At 70.6% G+C, this 16492-nt stretch carries 15 protein-coding genes and 1 pseudogene; 6 read left to right on the top strand and 10 right to left on the bottom strand.

Translation table 11 applies throughout. The annotated features are described in order from the left end of the window. The 5 genes from E4O86_RS18510 to E4O86_RS18490 all read right to left on the bottom strand — a co-directional run. Positions 1-1017 (bottom strand): glycosyltransferase family 4 protein (locus tag E4O86_RS18510; RefSeq protein WP_161142032.1); only part of this gene is annotated, 1017 nt, incomplete at its 3' end. Beyond that, positions 1014-1412 (bottom strand): 6-pyruvoyl trahydropterin synthase family protein, encoded by a 399-nt coding sequence (locus E4O86_RS18505; protein WP_161142031.1) that lies wholly within the window; start codon positions 1410-1412, stop codon positions 1014-1016. The genes E4O86_RS18510 and E4O86_RS18505, both read right to left, overlap by 4 nt. Positions 1413-1442: 30 nt before the next feature. Further along, positions 1443-2429 carry an MDR/zinc-dependent alcohol dehydrogenase-like family protein gene (locus tag E4O86_RS18500; protein WP_161142030.1) on the bottom strand — a complete coding sequence of 329 codons (987 nt, stop codon included), beginning with the start codon at positions 2427-2429 and terminating at the stop codon, positions 1443-1445. Further along, entirely contained in the window at positions 2426-2962 is a 537-nt protein-coding gene (locus E4O86_RS18495) for a cytochrome b (RefSeq protein ID WP_161142029.1), read from the bottom strand. Before E4O86_RS18495 ends, E4O86_RS18500 begins: the two co-directional genes overlap by 4 nt. A gap of 113 nt (positions 2963-3075) precedes the next feature. Further along, positions 3076-4236, bottom strand: coding sequence for a pyridoxal phosphate-dependent aminotransferase (locus tag E4O86_RS18490; RefSeq protein WP_205520963.1), 1161 nt, complete (start codon positions 4234-4236; stop codon positions 3076-3078). Positions 4237-4340: 104 nt separating this feature from the next. On the opposite strand from E4O86_RS18490, the gene E4O86_RS18485 reads away from it, so the two are divergent. From E4O86_RS18485 to E4O86_RS18465, 5 genes and pseudogenes are all read left to right on the top strand, one after another. Continuing rightward, positions 4341-5768 (top strand): M48 family metalloprotease, encoded by a 1428-nt coding sequence (locus E4O86_RS18485; RefSeq protein WP_161142028.1) that lies wholly within the window; start codon positions 4341-4343, stop codon positions 5766-5768. A gap of 47 nt (positions 5769-5815) precedes the next feature. Next, complete coding sequence (locus E4O86_RS18480; RefSeq protein WP_161142027.1) at positions 5816-6577, top strand: DsbA family protein; 762 nt, start codon at positions 5816-5818, stop codon at positions 6575-6577. 64 nt (positions 6578-6641) lie between these two features. Next, a complete protein-coding gene (locus E4O86_RS18475; protein ID WP_161142026.1) occupies positions 6642-7022 on the top strand; it encodes an NADH:ubiquinone oxidoreductase subunit NDUFA12 in 381 nt (126 codons plus the stop codon). Between the two features lie 80 nt (positions 7023-7102). Beyond that, positions 7103-7472 (top strand): annotated as a pseudogene (locus tag E4O86_RS18470) (DUF2155 domain-containing protein); the annotation flags it as partial. A gap of 126 nt (positions 7473-7598) precedes the next feature. Continuing rightward, entirely contained in the window at positions 7599-8135 is a 537-nt protein-coding gene (locus E4O86_RS18465) for a GNAT family N-acetyltransferase (RefSeq protein ID WP_161142024.1), read from the top strand. A gap of 12 nt (positions 8136-8147) precedes the next feature. Here E4O86_RS18465 and E4O86_RS18460 read toward each other — a convergent pair whose 3' ends face one another. From E4O86_RS18460 to aroQ, 5 genes are all read right to left on the bottom strand, one after another. Further along, positions 8148-9386 carry an MFS transporter gene (locus tag E4O86_RS18460; RefSeq protein WP_161142023.1) on the bottom strand — a complete coding sequence of 413 codons (1239 nt, stop codon included), beginning with the start codon at positions 9384-9386 and terminating at the stop codon, positions 8148-8150. Positions 9387-9474: 88 nt separating this feature from the next. Next, positions 9475-10158: a leucyl/phenylalanyl-tRNA--protein transferase gene (aat, locus tag E4O86_RS18455; protein WP_161142022.1), complete on the bottom strand. Its 684-nt coding sequence runs from the start codon at positions 10156-10158 to the stop codon at positions 9475-9477. A gap of 4 nt (positions 10159-10162) precedes the next feature. Then, positions 10163-11524 (bottom strand): acetyl-CoA carboxylase biotin carboxylase subunit, encoded by a 1362-nt coding sequence (gene accC, locus E4O86_RS18450; RefSeq protein ID WP_161142021.1) that lies wholly within the window; start codon positions 11522-11524, stop codon positions 10163-10165. 18 nt (positions 11525-11542) lie between these two features. Further along, the gene (accB, locus tag E4O86_RS18445) at positions 11543-12016 is read right to left on the bottom strand and encodes an acetyl-CoA carboxylase biotin carboxyl carrier protein (RefSeq protein WP_161142020.1); all 474 of its coding nucleotides are present in this window, start codon (positions 12014-12016) and stop codon (positions 11543-11545) included. 14 nt (positions 12017-12030) lie between these two features. After that, complete coding sequence (gene aroQ / locus E4O86_RS18440; protein WP_161142019.1) at positions 12031-12468, bottom strand: type II 3-dehydroquinate dehydratase; 438 nt, start codon at positions 12466-12468, stop codon at positions 12031-12033. Between the two features lie 549 nt (positions 12469-13017). On the opposite strand from aroQ, the gene E4O86_RS18435 reads away from it, so the two are divergent. Continuing rightward, positions 13018-16492, top strand: a 3475-nt coding sequence (locus E4O86_RS18435; protein ID WP_161142018.1) for a vitamin B12-dependent ribonucleotide reductase, incomplete at its 3' end; no start/stop codon positions are given.

Raw genomic sequence — 16492 nt, 5'->3', positions numbered from 1 at the left:
CCCCTTCCGGGCGCGCCACCTCGCAGGCCTGGATCGCGATCCGGCGCGCGCGCCCGCGGCATAGCGGCTGCGGAGCGCGTCGTCGCCGAGAAGCCGGCCGAGCGCTGCCGCGAGCGCCGCCGGATCGTCCGGCGGCACCAGCATGCCGGCCGTCTCCGGGACCACGTCCGGCACCGCCCCGGCGCGGCATGCGACCACCGGGAGGCCCTGCGCGAGCGCCTCGGCGAACACCATGCCGTAGCCCTCGTACCGGCTCGGCAGCACGAAGATGTCGGATTGCGCCATCAGGCCGCGCGCATCCGCGCACGCGCCGAGAAGGGCGATGCGGCCGGAGAGGCCGAGCCGCCGCACCTCGGCCGCGAGCCCCCCGGCCCATTCCGGCGCGAGATGCGGGCTGCCGGCGATGCGGCAGGACCACGGAAGCGCACGGATCCGGTCGAGCGCGGCGATCAGCACGTCATGGCCCTTCCGCGGGACGAGCGACCCGACGGCGACGAGGCGCGGCGGGCGGTGGCCGCCCCGGGCGGGCGGGCCGGGATCCGTGCCCGGCACGGCGATTGCGATCTTCTCCGCCGGCACGCCGAAGTCGCGCGTGAGCGTCGCCGCCGTCGCGTGCGAGGTCGCGAGCACGGCCCGCGCCGCCGCGAGCGCCTGCCGCTCGGAACCGGCGAGACGCTCGCTCTCCCCGGGCGCGAGGCCGGTTTCGAGCGCGAGCGGGTGATGCACCAGCGCGACGAGAACGAGGCGGTCGCGCTCCGCCGCGGCGATCTCGGGCATCGCCCCGAAGGCGAGACCGTCGACGAGGACCGGCGCCCCGTCCGGCAGCGCGCGGAAGATCGCCGCCGCCGCACGCCGCTCGGCCTCGCCCGGGAAGGGATAGCCGTCCGGCAGCCGCACCGTCTCGACCGGGAGCCCCGCCTTCCTCAGCTCCGCCGCGACGCGGCGGTCATAGGCATAGCCGCCGGTCGGCTGCGCGGGATCGCCCGGTACCGCGAAGAAGACGGGCCCGTCCCTCAAAGATCGGCCTCGTACCAGCCGCGCGCGACATGGCTCTCGTGGAGCGTCACGCGGATCCGCCGGATCCGGCCGCCGCCCATTCCGAACCGGCCCGCGCCGATGGCGGCGGCGAGACGGTCGAAGACGTGCTTCGCCAGCATTTCGGTCGTGGTGACGCGGCCTTTCAGTTCCGGCACCTCGTCGAGATTGCTGTAGCGGAGCGGCGCAAGCGCCTCGCCGAGCGCCTCCGTCGCGAGCCCGATATCGACGGCGAGCCCGTCCTCGTCGAGCTCCGCGGCGAAGAAGGCCGCGTCGACGACGAAGGTCGCCCCGTGGAGCGCCTGGGCCGGACCGAAGACCGGGCGCGGCAGGCTGTGGGCGATCATCACGTGGTCGCGGACTTCGACGGCGAACATGGCGGTCCTTCCTGACGTTCGGCGGAGCGATCAATAGCGGATGCGATGGAGGAGCGTCCCCGGATCGGCAAGGATGCCGCGATAGGCGCCCGGCAGGTCGGCGAAGCCGGTCTCGCCCGTCACCAGCACCTCGAGCGCCTCGTCGGCGAGGAGCCCCATCGCGGCCTCGAGGCGGCGGCGGTTCGTCCAGCGCGCCCTCCGTGCCGGCGGCACGGCGCCGACCTGCGAGGCGACGAGCGACAGCCGGCGCGAATGGAAGGCTTCGCCGAGCGGCACCGCCGGCGCCCTGTCGCCGTACCAGCTCGCCTCGACGAGCCGCGCCTCGAAGCCGGCGGCGGCGAGCGCGGTGCGGAGCCCCTCCTCGCTCGCGCTCGCATGGATCACCACGTCGCAATCGGCCGGGACGTCGCCCGGAAGGGCGAAGGCCGCGCCGAGGCGCCCGGCCGGCCCGGCGCGGGCGGGATCGACATCGACCACCGTCACCGCGGTGCCGGGGATGCGGGCGGCGAGCCGGGCGGCGAGAAGCCCGACCAGCCCGCCGCCGACGATCGCGACGGAATCGCCCGGCCCGATCGCTGCGTCCCAGGCGATGTTGAGCGCAGTCTCCATGTTCGCGGCGAGCACCGCGCGCCCGGGCGGAACCGCCGGAGGAACGGGGATCGCCGCCGCCTCGGGCACCACGAAGCGGTCCTGGTGCGGATGCAGCGCGAAGACGTGGCGGCCGACGAGCTGCGCCGGCCCCTCGAGGACCCGCCCGACCGCGGCATAGCCGTACTTGACCGGTCCCGGAAAGTCGCCCGCCTGGAACGGCGCGCGCATCCGCCCGCGCTCGCTCTCCGGCACGCGGCCCTCGAAGACGAGCCGCTCGGTACCGCGGCTGACGCCCGAGGCGACCGTCTCCACGAGAACCTCGCCGGGGCGCGGCACCGACAGAGCCTCGGCGCGGATCTCCGCCGCCCCCGGCGCCGCGATCCAGAGCGCCCGCGCGACGGTCGATGGGGACGGCCCGCCGCTCACAGCATCCGGTAGAGCGTGCCGTCCCGGCGCAGGATGTGATGCTGGAGCACCCCGAGGAGGTGCAGCCCGATGAGGACGAGGATCGTGTAGGCGAGCGTCACGTGCACGGCCATGATGTAGGGCGCCGCGTCGCTCTTGCCGATCGGGCTCGGGATCGGAACGAGGTTGAACCATCTGAGCGGGAAGCCGAAGGCATTGGTCGCAAGGAACCCGGTGATCGGCATCAGGATGAGCGCGGCATAGAGCGCCCAGTGAACAGTGGCGGCGAGCCGGTGTTCCCAGGCAGGCATCGGGAGCGGCGGCGGCGGCTTCTTCACGAGCCGCACGGCGAGCCGGGCCAGCATGATCCACAGCACCAGGAATCCGAGCGATTCGTGGATCATGTAGAAGGTGAGCTTCACGTCCTCCTTCACGAACTTGATGACGGCGCCGAACGGCAGCACGACCAGGACGAACAGGACGACCAGCCAGTGCAGAACCCGTCCCGCCGCGGAATAACGCGGCGCGGCGTCCAGAGCGGAAGTCCGGTCCATGACGGGCGCCCCTCCCCTGCGACGGCGCAAACGGGCTGCGCCGATCCCGCCGAGGGTTCCGCGCGACGCCCCCTCCGTCAAGCCTCGTTCTCGTGAACGGGTGCTCCGGCGGCTCAGCGCAGCCAGCCCGCAAGCCGGTCCACGCCCTCGCGGATCGCCTCCTCCGTGCCGGCGAAGGAGAAGCGCACGTAGCGGTGCCCGCGCTCGCGGTCGAAATCCGGGCCGGGCGTCGCCGCGACGCCCGCCTCGTTCAGCATGCGCCTGGAGAAGTCGAGCGCGTCGTTCGTGAAGCGCGCCACCGAGGCATAGACGTAGAAGGCGCCGTCGACCGGCACGATCTCGTCGAAGCCGAGCGCCGGCAGCCGCTCGAGAAGATGCGCACGGTTGCGGGCATAGCCGGCCTTCACGGCCTCGAGCTCAGTGCGCGCGTCGAAGGCCGCGATCGCGGCGCGCTGCGAGAGCTCCGGAACCGAGATGAAGAAGGACTGCGCGAGCCGCTCGAACGGGCGGACGAGGTCCTCCGGCAGCACGAGCCAGCCCACGCGCCAGCCCGTCATGCAGTAATATTTTGAGAAGGAGTTCACGACGATCGGCTCGTCGCCGAAGGCGAGCGCCGTCTCCGCCCGTCCCTCGTAGACGAGGCCGTGATAGATCTCGTCGGAAATGAACCTGATGCCGAGCCGGGCGCAGGTCGAAACGAGCTCGCCGAGCGCCTCCGGCAGAGTGAGCGTGCCGGTCGGATTGGCCGGGCTCGCCACGAGGACCCCGTCGAGCGGAGCCTCGGCATGGGCGCGCTCGACGTCCTCCGCGGTCAGCACCCAGCGCGTGCGCGGGCCGACCGGGATCTCCACCGGCACCAGACCGAGCGCGATCAGGATGTTGCGGTATGCCGGATAGCCGGGCGCCGCCATCGCGATCCGCGCGCCGGGATCGAACGCGCCGAGGAAGATCAGGGTGAAGCCGCCGGAGGAGCCGGTCGTCACCATGACGCGGGAGGCCGGCACGTCGCGCCCGTATTCGTCCCGGTAATGGCGCGCGATGCGCTCGCGGAGCGGGCGGATGCCGAGCGCCTCGGTATAGCCGAGGCGGCCGTCTTCCAGCGTGCGGCGCGCCGCCTCCAGAACGGCGCCTGGAGCGGGCGCGCCGGGCTGCCCGACCTCCATGTGGACGACCGACCGTCCGGCCGCCTCGATCTCGGCCGCGGCGCTCAGCACGTCCATCGCCAGGAACGGCTCGATCCGGCTGCGCCGGGACGCCGCCAGTCGTCCGCTCATCTTCGATCCTTCCAGTGAAGCCGGGCGCGCCGCGCCTGCGCGCCCGATTTGACCCGGCCGGAGGGGCGCCGCTAAGGTCCGCGCGACCCGAACGGGACCGCGCCATGACACGACGAGCCGCCCTCCTCGCCCGCCTGCCTAGCAGCTTGCTCCCGCGCCCGCCACAGGGCGTCGCACGCCGCGCGGCCGCGGCCGCGCTCGCCGGGACGATCGCGCTTGCTCCCGCCGCGGCCCCGGCCCAGCAGAGACCCCTTCCCGTGATTCGCGACGCGGAGATCGAGCAGCTGCTGCGCGACTACGCGGCGCCGATCTTCAAGGCGGCCGGAATCGGCTCGCGCGGGGCGGAGATCGTCATTCTGAAGGATCCCGACTTCAACGCCTTCGTGGCGAGCGGAAGCCGGATCTTCATCAACACGGGGACGCTGCTCCAGGCGAAGACCCCGAACGAGGTGATCGGCGTGCTGGCGCACGAGACCGGCCACCTCGCCGGCGGCCATCTCCAGAACCTGCGCGACGAGATGGCGCATGCGGCCACGATCGGCATGCTCGGCGCGCTGCTCGGGGCGGGCGCCATGGTCGCTGGCGCCGGTGCCGGCTCGACCGAGGGCGCCCAGATGGGTGCGGCCGCCGCGATGATCGCGCCCTCCATCGTCGAGCGCTCCGTCCTGAGCTATCGGCGCGCCCAGGAGATCGCGGCCGACCGCGCCGCCCTCTCCTATCTCGACGCGACGGGACAATCCGCCCGCGGCATGATCGACACGTTCCGCACCTTCGCCGACCAGCAGCTGTTCGCGAAGCAATACGCCGATCCCTATGCGCAGAGCCATCCGATGGCCTCCGACCGGATCGCGCAGCTCGAAACCGCGGCGGGCAAGAGCCGGTACTGGAACGCCTCGGACCCACCCGCCCTCCTCGCGCGGCACGCGATGATGCGGGCGAAGCTTTCCGGCTTCATCGAGAGCCCGGGCATGGTCGCCCGCCGGTATCCCCGTTCGGACACCAGCCTCGCGGCCGAGTATGCGCGCGCCATCCTCGCCTACCGGACCGGCAGCCCGGCCAAGGCCGTCAAGCAGATCGACGCGCTCATCGCGCGGGCGCCGTCCGACCCCTATTTCCACGAGCTGAAGGGGCAGGCGCTCCTGGAATCCGGCCGGGCGCGGGAGGCGATCGCCCCGCTGCGCCAGGCGGCCTCGCTTGCGCCGAAGCCCGGCCTCATCCGCATCATGCTCGGCCACGCGCTGCTCCAGACCGGCGATCCTGCCCTTCTCGACCAGGCGGTCGGCTCGCTCCAGGCGGGGCTGCGGGACGAGCCGCTCGCTTCCGAGGGCTACCGCCATCTCGCCACCGCGCTCGCCAAGGAGGGACGGATCGCGGAAGCCGAGCTTGCGACCGCGCGCGGCCTCCTGATCGAGGGATCGGTCTCGAGCGCCCAGGCCTATGCCAAGCGCGCTCAAGCGAAATTGAAGCGGGGCACGCCGGCCTGGCTGCAGGCCGACGACATCCTGGCATACAAAAACCCGAAATCCCGATAAGGAGTGGCGTCCGCCCCCGGCCGGGCGCGACCCCAGGAGATACCCAGATGCGCCGCATCGCCGTCCTCGCTCTCGTCCTCTCCCTCTTCGGCGCGGCGACGGCGCCCGCGCGCGCCGAGATGGCGCCCGACCAGAAGCGCGAGATCGAGCGGATCGTCAGGGACTACATCCTCGCCAACCCGGAGGTGGTGGAGAAGGCGCTGATGGCGCTCGACGCCAAGCGGCAGCAGGAGCAGGCGGCGGCGCAGGCGAGGGCCGTGCACGAGATGCGCGACACGATCCTCAACTCCGCGCATCAGGCGGTCGTCGGCAATCCCGAAGGCAAGGTCACGCTCGTCGAGTTCTTCGATTACAATTGCGGCTACTGCAAGCGGGCGCTGCCGGACCTGATGGCGCTCATCCAGTCGAATCCCGACCTGCGCGTCGTCATGAAGGAATTCCCGATCCTCTCCGAGGGCTCCGTCGAGGCGGCGCGGATTTCGGTCGCCGTCAAGGAGCAGACGCCGAAGCGCTACCTCGAATTCCACCGCGAGCTGCTCGGCCGCCCCGGCCAGGCCGACCGCGCCAAGGCGCTCCAGGTGGCGCGCGACCTCGGTCTCGACGCGAAGGCGCTCGAGCGGGCCGCGAAGGACAAGGCGGTCGACGAGAACCTCATCGAGGTGCAGCAGCTCGCGCATGCGCTCGGCATCGGCGGCACGCCGTCCTACGTGGTCGGCGACGAGCTCGTCTTCGGCGCGGTCGGCTTCGACCAGCTGCAGGAGAAGATCGCGGCCGAGCGGAAGGCCTGCGCCGGCGAGACCGCGTGCTGAGCGCGCCGCGCTTTCCTTCCCGCGCCGGCCGCGCTATCCCCTCCCCGTCTCAGCGGAGCCGGCGATGAAAGAAATCCTGCTTCAGATCTTCACCTGGTGGAACGGCCAGACCATCGGCACGCGCGTCTGGACGTGGCGGTTCGGCCAGTTCGTCGGTGAGGACCAGTACGGCAACCGCTATTATCGCGACGCGACCGGAAAGCGCCGCTGGGTCATCTATAACGGCGAGGCGGAGGCCTCGCGCATCCCGGTCGGCTGGCACGGCTGGATGCATCACCGCACCGACATCCCGCCGACCGAGGACACCTACCAGCCTCGCGAGTGGGAGAAGCCGCACCAGCCGAACCTCACCGGAACGCCGGCCGCCTACCGCCCGAAGGGCTCGCTCCTGCGGCCGGAGCAGCGGCCCGAGGTGACCGGCGACTACGAGCCCTGGACGCCGTGAGGAAGCCGGCCCCGACGGGCCACAGCACGGCCCGATTCCGCCGCTAACGCCGGACGGATCACGCCCCCGAACCGGATCCCATGCTTCGCCCGCGCGCCCTCCTCCTCGCCTCCTCCCTCGCCCTCCTCCTCGCCGGTCCAGCCGCGGCCGAGCCGATCGCCAATCCCGTCGCGACCTTCTCGGGCCTCGACAAGATCACCGGCCGGATCATCCAGTTCGACGCGAAGATCGACGAGACCGTGCAGTTCGGCGCGCTGCAGGTCACGCCGCGCGCGTGCCATACCCGGCCGCCGACCGAGCCGGCCCAGACCACCGCCTTCGTCGAGGTCGACGAGATCACGCTGGAGAACGAGATCCGCCGCATCTTCACGGGCTGGATGTTCGCGGCGAGCCCCGGCCTCCACGGCGTCGAGCACCCGATCTACGATGTCTGGCTGGTCGATTGCCGCCAGGACGTGCGCACGCAGGAACAGATCCGGAAGGAGGAGCAGGCGACGCCCGAGCTGGAGGCTCCGGGCGGCGGCGAGCAGCCGCAGCCCTCGCCCGACCAGCCGCCGCCGGAGGATTGAGGCGGAGATGCCGACCGCGCCCGCCCTCAGGCCGTGCGAGCCGGGCGACGTCGCGGCGATCGCCGCGATCTACCGCGACGCCGTGCTCCACGGCACGGCCTCCTTCGAGATCGACCCGCCCGAGCCGGCGGAGATGGCGCGCCGGCGCGCCGCGCTGGTGGAGGCGGGCTATCCCTATCTCGCCGCGGTGGCGGGCGGCGAGATCGTCGGCTATGCCTATGCGGGTCCCTACCGGCCGCGCCCGGCCTATCGGGGCACGGTGGAGAACTCGGTCTATGTCCGCGGCGACAGCCATGGCCGCGGGGTCGGCCGCCTGCTGCTCTCGGCCGTCATCGACGCCGCCGCGGAACGCGGCTTCCGCCAGATGGTGGCCGTGATCGGCGATTCGGCGAACACCGCCTCGATCCGCCTCCACGCCGCGCTCGGCTTCCGCCATGTCGGGACGCTCGCCGCGGTCGGCTGGAAGCACGGGCGCTGGCTCGACACGGTGCTGATGCAGCGCGCGCTCGGTGTCGGCGACGGCGGCCCGCCGGACGCGCGCTAAAGGGAGACCCGCTCAGACGCGGCCGCTCAGGTGCCTCGCCTGCCGCAGCGCCGGGAACATGCGCGCCCAGAGCGCCGCCACCGCGACGGTGCCGAGCCCGCCGAAGGCGACCGCCGCCTTGGTACCGATCAGCGCCGCCATCATGCCGGCGCGGAACTCGCCGAGCTCGTTCGACGCGCCGATGAAGACCATGTTCACCGCGTTCACCCGGCCACGCACCGAATCGGGCGTCCAGAGCTGGATCAGCGTCTCGCGGATATAGACGCTGACCATGTCGCAGGCGCCCATCAGGAGAAGCGCCAGGATGGAGATCGCCGGCACGGTCGAGAAGCCGAACGCGGTCACGCAGACGCCGAACAGGCCGACGAAGACGAACATCAGCAGGCCGGCATGGTCGCGCACCGGATGGATCGCGAGCCAGACCGCGGTCAGCAGCGCCCCCGCCCCCGGCGCCCCGCGCAGGAGCCCGAGCCCCCACGGGCCGAGCTCGAGGATGTCGCGCGCATAGACCGGCAGGAGCGCCGTGGCGCCTCCGAGAAGGACGGCGAAGAGATCGAGCGAGACCGCGCCGAGCACGACCTTCTCGTGCCAGATGTACTGGAAGCCGGCGACGATGGTGTGCCAGTTGGCCGGCTCCGGCGCGATGCGCTGCGCCGGGCGCGGAATGATCATGGTGAGGAGGCCGGCCCCGACGAAGAGCGCGAGCCCCGTGCCGAACGCCACCTCCGCCGCCACGCCGTAGAGGAGCCCGCCCACCACCGGCCCGAGGATGTTGGCGACCTGCCAGGACGAGGAGTTCCAGGCGACCGCGTTTGCGAGATGCTCGGGCGCGACGAGGTTCGGCAGCAGGGACTGCACCGCCGGCGCGTAGAAGGCCCGCGCGATCCCGAAGATCGCGAGCACCACGAAGATCGGCCAGACCTCGGGGAGGCCCGTGACGACGAAGGCGAGGAGCGTCGCCGAGCAGATCCCCTCCACGATGAGGCAGATGCCCATGATGGTGCGCCGGCGGTAGCGGTCCGCCACCGTGCCGGTGACGAGCACCAGGAGCAGCGAGGGGAGGAACTGGACGAGGCCGACGAGGCCGAGATGGAAGGGATCGCGCGTCAGGTCGTAGACGTACCAGCCGACCGCCACGCTCTGGAGCTGGACGGCGAAGGTCGCGGCGAAGCGGGAGACCCAGTAGCGGACGAAGCTCACGTTGCGGAACGCGGCCCAGCGCTCGTCGGGTGCCTCGGCGGGTGATGACATCAAGGAACCTCGATCGGCGCGGGACAGCCGGGGAAGCGCCTATAGCACGGAGGCGGCGGCGGGGAATCGCGGCCGGCGCATGGCTGGTTCACCGCTCGGTCCCGAGCGCGGCGAGGACAACCTCCCCCGGCACCGCGCGGCCGGCCCGGTCCTGCGGAAAGGCGCGGAATTCCGCTTTCCGCTCCAGGGCGTCGGCGAGCCGGAGAAGATATTCGTCGCGCGGAATCGCCTCGGCGCCGAACTGCCCGAGATGCTCCGTCACGAACTGCGTGTCGAGGAGGGTGAACCCGCCGCGGACGAGCCGCGCGGCAAGATGGACGAGCGCCACCTTGGAGGCGTCGCGCTCGAGGGAGAACATGCTCTCGCCGAAGAAGGCGGCGCCGAGCTTCACTCCGTAGAGGCCGCCGACGAGGCGACCCTCGCGCCAGGCCTCGACGGTATGGACGTGACCGGCATCGAAGAGCTGCCCGTAGAGCCTGCGGATCGGCCGGTTGATCCAGGTCGTGCGCCGGCCCGGATGCGGCGCCGCGCAGGCCGCGATCACGGCGTCGAAATCGGTGTCGATCCGGACCGTGAAGCGGTCCGCGCGGACCGTGCGCGCGAGCCGCTTCGGGACATGGAAGGCCTCGAGCGGCAGGATGCCCCGCTCGGCCGGCTCGACCCAGTAGAGATCCGGGTCCTCGGCGGAATCCGCCATCGGAAAGATGCCGCAGGCATAGGCCCTCAGCACGATCTCCGGCGTGATCTCGAGTGGGAGCGCCCCGCTCGCCACGCCGTCACCGCCCGCCGTCCGCCTCGCGGCGATCGGCCAGATAGCGCTCGAGCCAGCGGATGTCGTAGTTGCCGGCGATGATATCAGGCTCCTTGGCGAGATCGCGGAAGAGCGGGATCGTCGACTGGATGCCGTCGACAACGAACTCGTCGAGCGTGCGCCGGAGCCGCATCAGGCATTCCGCGCGGTTCCGGCCGTGCACGATGAGCTTGCCGATCAGGCTGTCATAGTAGGGCGGGATGACGTAGCCCTGATAGACACCCGAATCGACCCGGACGCCGAGCCCGCCGGGCGGATGATAATAGGTGATGCGGCCGGGCGACGGTGCGAAGGTGAGCGGGTTCTCCGCGTTGATCCGGCACTCGATCGCATGGCCGGAGAAGGTCACATCCTCCTGGCGCACCGAGAGACGCGAGCCCGAGGCGACGCGGAGCTGCTCCACGACGAGGTCGATCCCGGTGATCGCCTCCGTGACCGGGTGCTCCACCTGCAGGCGCGTGTTCATCTCGATGAAGTAGAACTCGTCGTTCTCGTAGAGGAACTCGACGGTGCCGGCGCCCGAATAGCCGAGCTCGGCCATCGCCTCCGCGACGACCCGGCCGATCCGGCCGCGCTGGCCGTCGTCGAGCGCCGGCGACGGCGCCTCCTCCCACACCTTCTGATGACGGCGCTGGAGCGAGCAGTCGCGCTCCCCGAGATGGACGGCATTGCCCTGACCGTCGCCCATCACCTGGACCTCGATATGGCGCGGCCGGCCGAGATATTTCTCGATATAGACGGAATCGTCGCCGAAGGCGGAGCGCGCCTCCGCCCGGGCGGTCTGCAGGGCCCGCGCGAGGTCGGCCTCCGTCTCGGCCACCTTCATGCCGCGCCCGCCGCCGCCGGCCGAAGCCTTGATGAGCACGGGATAGCCGATCTCGGCCGCGAGCCGCCGGGCGTCCGCCTCGTCCCGCACCGCGCCCTGGGAGCCCGGCACGACGGGAATTCCGAGCCGGACGGCCGTCTCCTTGGCCTGGATCTTGTCCCCCATGATGCGGATATGCTCCGCGGAGGGGCCGATGAAGCGGATGCCGTGCGCCTCGAGGATCTCCGCGAAGCGCGCGTTCTCGGAGAGGAAGCCGTAGCCCGGATGGACGGCGTCGGCGCCGGTGATCTCGCAGGCCGACACGATCCGCGGAATGTTGAGATAGCTTTCGGAGGCGGCCGGCGGGCCGATGCAGACGCTCTCGTCGGCAAGGCGCACATGCATGGCGTCGGCATCGGCGGTCGAATGGACCGCGACGGTCTGGATTCCGAGCTCCTTGCAGGCCCTGAGGACCCGCAATGCGATCTCGCCGCGATTGGCGATGAGGACTTTCGAGAACATGGCCGGGTCGCGCCGCGCCTACTCGACGATCATGAGGGGCTCACCGTACTCGACCGGCTGGCCGTCCTCGACCAGGATCGCGACGACCTTGCCCGCCTTCGTCGCCACCACCTCGTTCATGTGCTTCATCGCCTCGACGATAAGGATGGTCTCGCCCACCGCGACCGTGTCGCCCACCTCCACGAAGGGCTTCGCGTCCGGCGCGGGCGCGCGGTAGGCGGTGCCGACCATCGGCGACGCCACCACCCCAGGGTGCTTGCTGAGATCGGCCGGCTCGAGCGCGGCCGCCGCTTCCATCTTGGTCTCCGACGGCAGGCGGCCGGCAGGCGCCGGGGCCTGGATGAAGGTGGCAGGCACCTGCGGGGCCCCGCGCGAGACCCGGATCCGGAAATCGTCCTGCTCGATCTCGATCTCGGCGAGATCGGTCTCCTTCAGGAGGGCAGCGAGATCGCGGATCAGGTCCTTGTCGATGCCGTGCTTGGATTGAGACATTCCGTTAGCGCTCCTCAGGCCGGCTGCAGCGCGCGAAGCGCGTCGACGGCCAACAGATAGGATTGAACGCCGAAGCCGCAGATCACGCCGCGCGCGGCGGGCGAGATGTACGAATGATGGCGGAAGGCTTCGCGCGCGAAGACGTTCGAGATGTGGACCTCGACGACGGGCGCCGAGATCGCCCTGATGGCGTCCTGCAGCGCGATCGAGGTGTGGGTGTAGGCGCCGGCATTGAGGATGACCCCGGCCGAATCGTCCGCGGCGTGCAGCCAGTCGACGAGATCGCCCTCGTGATTCGTCTGCCGGCAGATCGCGTCGAACCCGCGCTCCGCGGCATGCCCCGTCACCAGCGCCTCGACGTCCTTCAGCGTGTGCGCACCGTAGATCCCCGGCTCGCGGAGGCCGAGACGGTTGAGGTTCGGACCGTTGAGGACGTGGATGATCGGCGCCATGGATTCGTTGCGAGAGCTGCGGCCGGCGGCGCGGCGATGGCCTTATAGGGCCCTTTGCCGCGGGGCGCAAAGCGTTGTGCGCCGGCAACAGGGGGACGAAATCGCGACCGCGGCACCGCCGACCCTCCGCGCCCTCCCGGTCCCCGGCACGGAACTTTTCCCCGCTATACCCGCCCTTCTGCCCAGTTCCGCCAGGCGCGACGCGAGCGTTGACCGAATCTCCCGGGCACGCTTAGCGTTGTCCTGCGGCGCCGTCGGAGGCTAGGCGGCGGCGCATCCTCGATCCACCCTTCAGGACTGCCCGGGCGCAGGCCTTCGCGGCTGCGCATGGTAAATCCTTTGTTCACAGTCTCGCTATATCTTGTGGATCGACGAAATGTGAGGCACCATATGAAGCGATCAGGACTATCCTGACCGCATCGAACCAACGGATCCGGCCGGTTGCCCGAGAGCGGGCGAGCGGCGGGCGGCGGACCTGACAACCCTCCCGGGCGGATGTCCGGGGCTGCGGCCGGGCGACCGGCCGGCAAGACCAAAGCGGGGCAGAGCATGCGGATTTCGCGCCATTACACAGAAGCCGGCCGGTCGCCCTACGAGGCGATCGAATTCCGCAGCGCGACGAGCGAGATCCGCAATCCGGACGGCTCGGTCGTGTTCCGGCTCGACGATGCGCTCGTGCCGGCGGCCTGGAGCCAGGTCGCCGTCGACGTGCTCGCCCAGAAATATTTCCGCAAGGCCGGCGTGCCGGCGCGGCTCGCCCGGTTCGAGGAGCCGTCCGTGCCGTCCTGGCTCTGGCGCTCCGTCCCCGACGAGGCCGCCCTCGCCGATCTGCCGGCCGCGGAGCGGAACGGCTCGGAGACCGATGCCCGCCAGGTGTTCGACCGGCTCGCCGGCACCTGGACCTACTGGGGCTGGAAGGGCGGCTATTTCGACGCGGAGGAGGACGCGCAGGCCTTCTTCGACGAGCTCCGCTACATGCTCGCGGCGCAGAAATGCGCGCCCAATTCCCCGCAATGGTTCAACACGGGGCTGCACTGGGCCTACGGCATAGACGGGCCGAGCCAGGGCCATTTCTATGTCGACTTCGAGACCGGCAAGCTGACGAAGTCGAAGACGGCCTACGAGCACCCGCAGCCACACGCCTGCTTCATCCAGTCGGTCTCCGACGACCTCGTCAACGAGGGCGGCATCATGGACCTGTGGGTGCGCGAGGCGCGCCTCTTCAAATACGGCTCGGGCACCGGCTCCAACTTCTCGCGGCTGCGCGGCGAGGGCGAGAAGCTTTCGGGCGGCGGCAAGTCGTCCGGCCTGATGTCGTTCCTGAAGATCGGCGACCGCGCCGCCGGCGCCATCAAGTCGGGCGGCACGACCCGCCGCGCGGCGAAGATGGTCGTGGTCGACATCGACCATCCCGACATCGAGGACTACATCGACTGGAAGGTGCGGGAGGAGCAGAAGGTCGCCGCCCTCGTCACCGGTTCCAAGATCATGGCGAAGCACCTGAACCTGGTGCTGAAGGCCTGCGTGAACTGCGACGGCCCGGGCGAGGACTGCTTCGACCCCGAGAAGAACCCGGCGCTGAAGCGCGAGATCCGCGCGGCGAAGAAGGCCGCAGTGCCGGAGAACTTCATCCGCCGCGTCATCCAGTTCGCCCGGCAGGGCTACACGAAGATCGAGTTCCCGATCTACGACACGGACTGGGATTCGGAGGCGTATCTCACCGTTTCCGGCCAGAACTCGAACAATTCGATCCGGGTCGCCGACGATTTCCTGCGCCGCGTCGAGGCGGACGGCGAATGGCAGCTCACGCGCCGCACCGACGGCAAGGTCTCGAAGACGCTGAAGGCGCGCGAGCTCTGGGATCGCGTCGGCTACGCCGCCTGGGCATCGGCCGATCCGGGCATCCAGTACCACACCACCATCAACGACTGGCACACCTGCCTCGCCGACGGCGAGATCCGGGCCTCCAATCCGTGCTCGGAATACATGTTCCTGGACGACACGGCCTGCAATCTCGCCTCGCTCAACCTCCTGCAGTTCCGCCGGGAGGACGGCCGCTTCGACACCGCCGCCTTCGAGCATGCGGTGCGGCTCTGGACGGTCGTGCTCGAGATCTCGATCCTGATGGCGCAGTTCCCGTCGAAGGAGATCGCGCGGCTCTCCTACGAATACCGCACGCTCGGCCTCGGCTACGCCAACATTGGCGGGCTGCTGATGACCTCCGGCATCCCCTACGATTCGCCCGAGGGCCGCGCGATCTGCGGCGCGATCACGGCGCTGATGACGGGGACGGCCTATGCGACGAGCGCCGAGATGGCCGAATCGCTCGGGGCGTTCAAGCATTTCGCCAGGAACCGCGAGATCATGCTGAAGGTGATCCGCAACCACCGCCGCGCGGCGCAGGGCCTGTCGCAGGGCTATGAGGGGCTGAACACCAACCCGGTCCCGCTCGACCACGCCGCCTGCCCGGACGGCAACCTCGTCGAGCGCGCGGTCGCGGCCTGGGACCGGGCGCTCGAGCTCGGCGAGTGGCACGGCTACCGCAACGCCCAGGCGACCGTCATCGCGCCGACCGGCACGATCGGCCTGGTGATGGATTGCGACACGACCGGCATCGAGCCCGATTTCGCGCTCGTGAAGTTCAAGAAGCTCGCCGGCGGCGGCTATTTCAAGATCATCAACCAGGCGGTGCCGAAGGCGCTCGCCACGCTCGGCTACGACCGGGCGGCGGTCGAGGCGATCGTCACCTATGCGGTCGGCCGCGGCACGCTCGCCGGGGCCCCGGGGGTGAACCACGAGACGCTCGCCGCGAAGGGCTTCACGCCGGAGAAGATCGCCGCCGTCGAGGCGGGGCTGAAATCGGCCTTCGACATCAAGTTCGCCTTCAACAAGTGGACGCTCGGCGAGGCCTTCTGCCGCGACGCGCTCGGCATCGCGCAGGAGAGCCTCGACGACCTCTCCTTCGATCTCCTCGCCGCGCTCGGCTTCACCAGGCGCGAGATCGAGGCCGCCAACATCCATTGCTGCGGGGCGATGACGCTCGAGGGGGCGCCGGGCCTGAAGCCGGAGCACCTGCCCGTCTTCGACTGCGCCAATCCCTGCGGCCGGCTCGGCAGGCGCTATCTCTCGGTCGACAGCCACATCCGCATGATGGCGGCGGCGCAGCCCTTCATCTCGGGCGCGATCTCCAAGACCATCAACATGCCGAACGCGGCGACGGTGGCGGACTGCAAGGCGGCCTACATGCTGTCCTGGAAGCTCGCGCTCAAGGCGAACGCGCTCTACCGCGACGGCTCCAAGCTCTCGCAGCCGCTCAATTCCTCGCTGATCTCCGACGGCGAGGAGGACGAGGAGGAGGCCGCCGAGGCGCTCGCCCAGGCGCCGGCGCCGGCGAAGGCGGCGGTCGCTGCCGAGCGCATCGTGGAGCGGATCGTCGAGCGCGTCATGCGCGAGCGCGAGAAGCTGCCGGACCGGCGCAAGGGCTACACCCAGAAGGCGATCATCGGCGGCCACAAGGTCTATCTCCGGACCGGCGAATACGATGACGGCCGCCTCGGCGAGATCTTCATCGACATGCACAAGGAGGGCGCCGCCTTCCGCGCGATGATGAACAATTTCGCCATCGCCATCTCGCTCGGCCTGCAATACGGCGTGCCGCTCGACGAATATGTCGAGGCCTTCACCTTCACGCGCTTCGAGCCGGCGGGCATGGTCCAGGGCAACGAGGCGATCAAGAACGCGACCTCGATCCTCGACTACGTCTTCCGCGAGCTCGCGATCTCCTATCTCGAGCGGCACGACCTCGCCCACGTCAACCCGGACGATCTCGGCGCGACCACGATCGGCCGCGGCGTGGAGGCGGAGAAGCCGCAGCCCGCGGTGCCCGTGAGCCACGGGCTCGTGCGCGGCCAGACGCAGAAGTTCCGCGTGCTGCCCGGCGAGCCGAAGGGGCAGGCGGGCGGACAGGCCCGCGCCTCGGCGGGCGCCGGCACCGCGATCGCCGCCGCCCGCGCGGGCTCCGGCG

The organism is Propylenella binzhouense (assembly GCF_009866965.1).
Classification (GTDB): domain Bacteria; phylum Pseudomonadota; class Alphaproteobacteria; order Rhizobiales; family Afifellaceae; genus Propylenella; species Propylenella binzhouense.
This window is presented reverse-complemented; position numbering and strand designations above follow the sequence as displayed.

Bases quoted from the DNA above. Each gene is read 5' to 3' on its own strand.
- E4O86_RS18505 (WP_161142031.1), bottom strand. From the start codon at position 1,412: ATGTTCGCCGTCGAAGTCCGCGACCACGTGATGATCGCCCACAGCCTG.
- E4O86_RS18495 (WP_161142029.1), bottom strand. From the start codon at position 2,962: ATGGACCGGACTTCCGCTCTGGACGCCGCGCCGCGTTATTCCGCGGCG.
- E4O86_RS18490 (WP_205520963.1), bottom strand. From the start codon at position 4,236: ATGAGCGGACGACTGGCGGCGTCCCGGCGCAGCCGGATCGAGCCGTTC.
- E4O86_RS18485 (WP_161142028.1), top strand. From the start codon at position 4,341: ATGACACGACGAGCCGCCCTCCTCGCCCGCCTGCCTAGCAGCTTGCTC.
- E4O86_RS18480 (WP_161142027.1), top strand. From the start codon at position 5,816: ATGCGCCGCATCGCCGTCCTCGCTCTCGTCCTCTCCCTCTTCGGCGCG.
- E4O86_RS18475 (WP_161142026.1), top strand. From the start codon at position 6,642: ATGAAAGAAATCCTGCTTCAGATCTTCACCTGGTGGAACGGCCAGACC.
- E4O86_RS18465 (WP_161142024.1), top strand. From the start codon at position 7,599: ATGCCGACCGCGCCCGCCCTCAGGCCGTGCGAGCCGGGCGACGTCGCG.
- E4O86_RS18460 (WP_161142023.1), bottom strand. From the start codon at position 9,386: ATGTCATCACCCGCCGAGGCACCCGACGAGCGCTGGGCCGCGTTCCGC.
- accC (WP_161142021.1), bottom strand. From the start codon at position 11,524: ATGTTCTCGAAAGTCCTCATCGCCAATCGCGGCGAGATCGCATTGCGG.
- accB (WP_161142020.1), bottom strand. From the start codon at position 12,016: ATGTCTCAATCCAAGCACGGCATCGACAAGGACCTGATCCGCGATCTC.
- aroQ (WP_161142019.1), bottom strand. From the start codon at position 12,468: ATGGCGCCGATCATCCACGTCCTCAACGGTCCGAACCTCAACCGTCTC.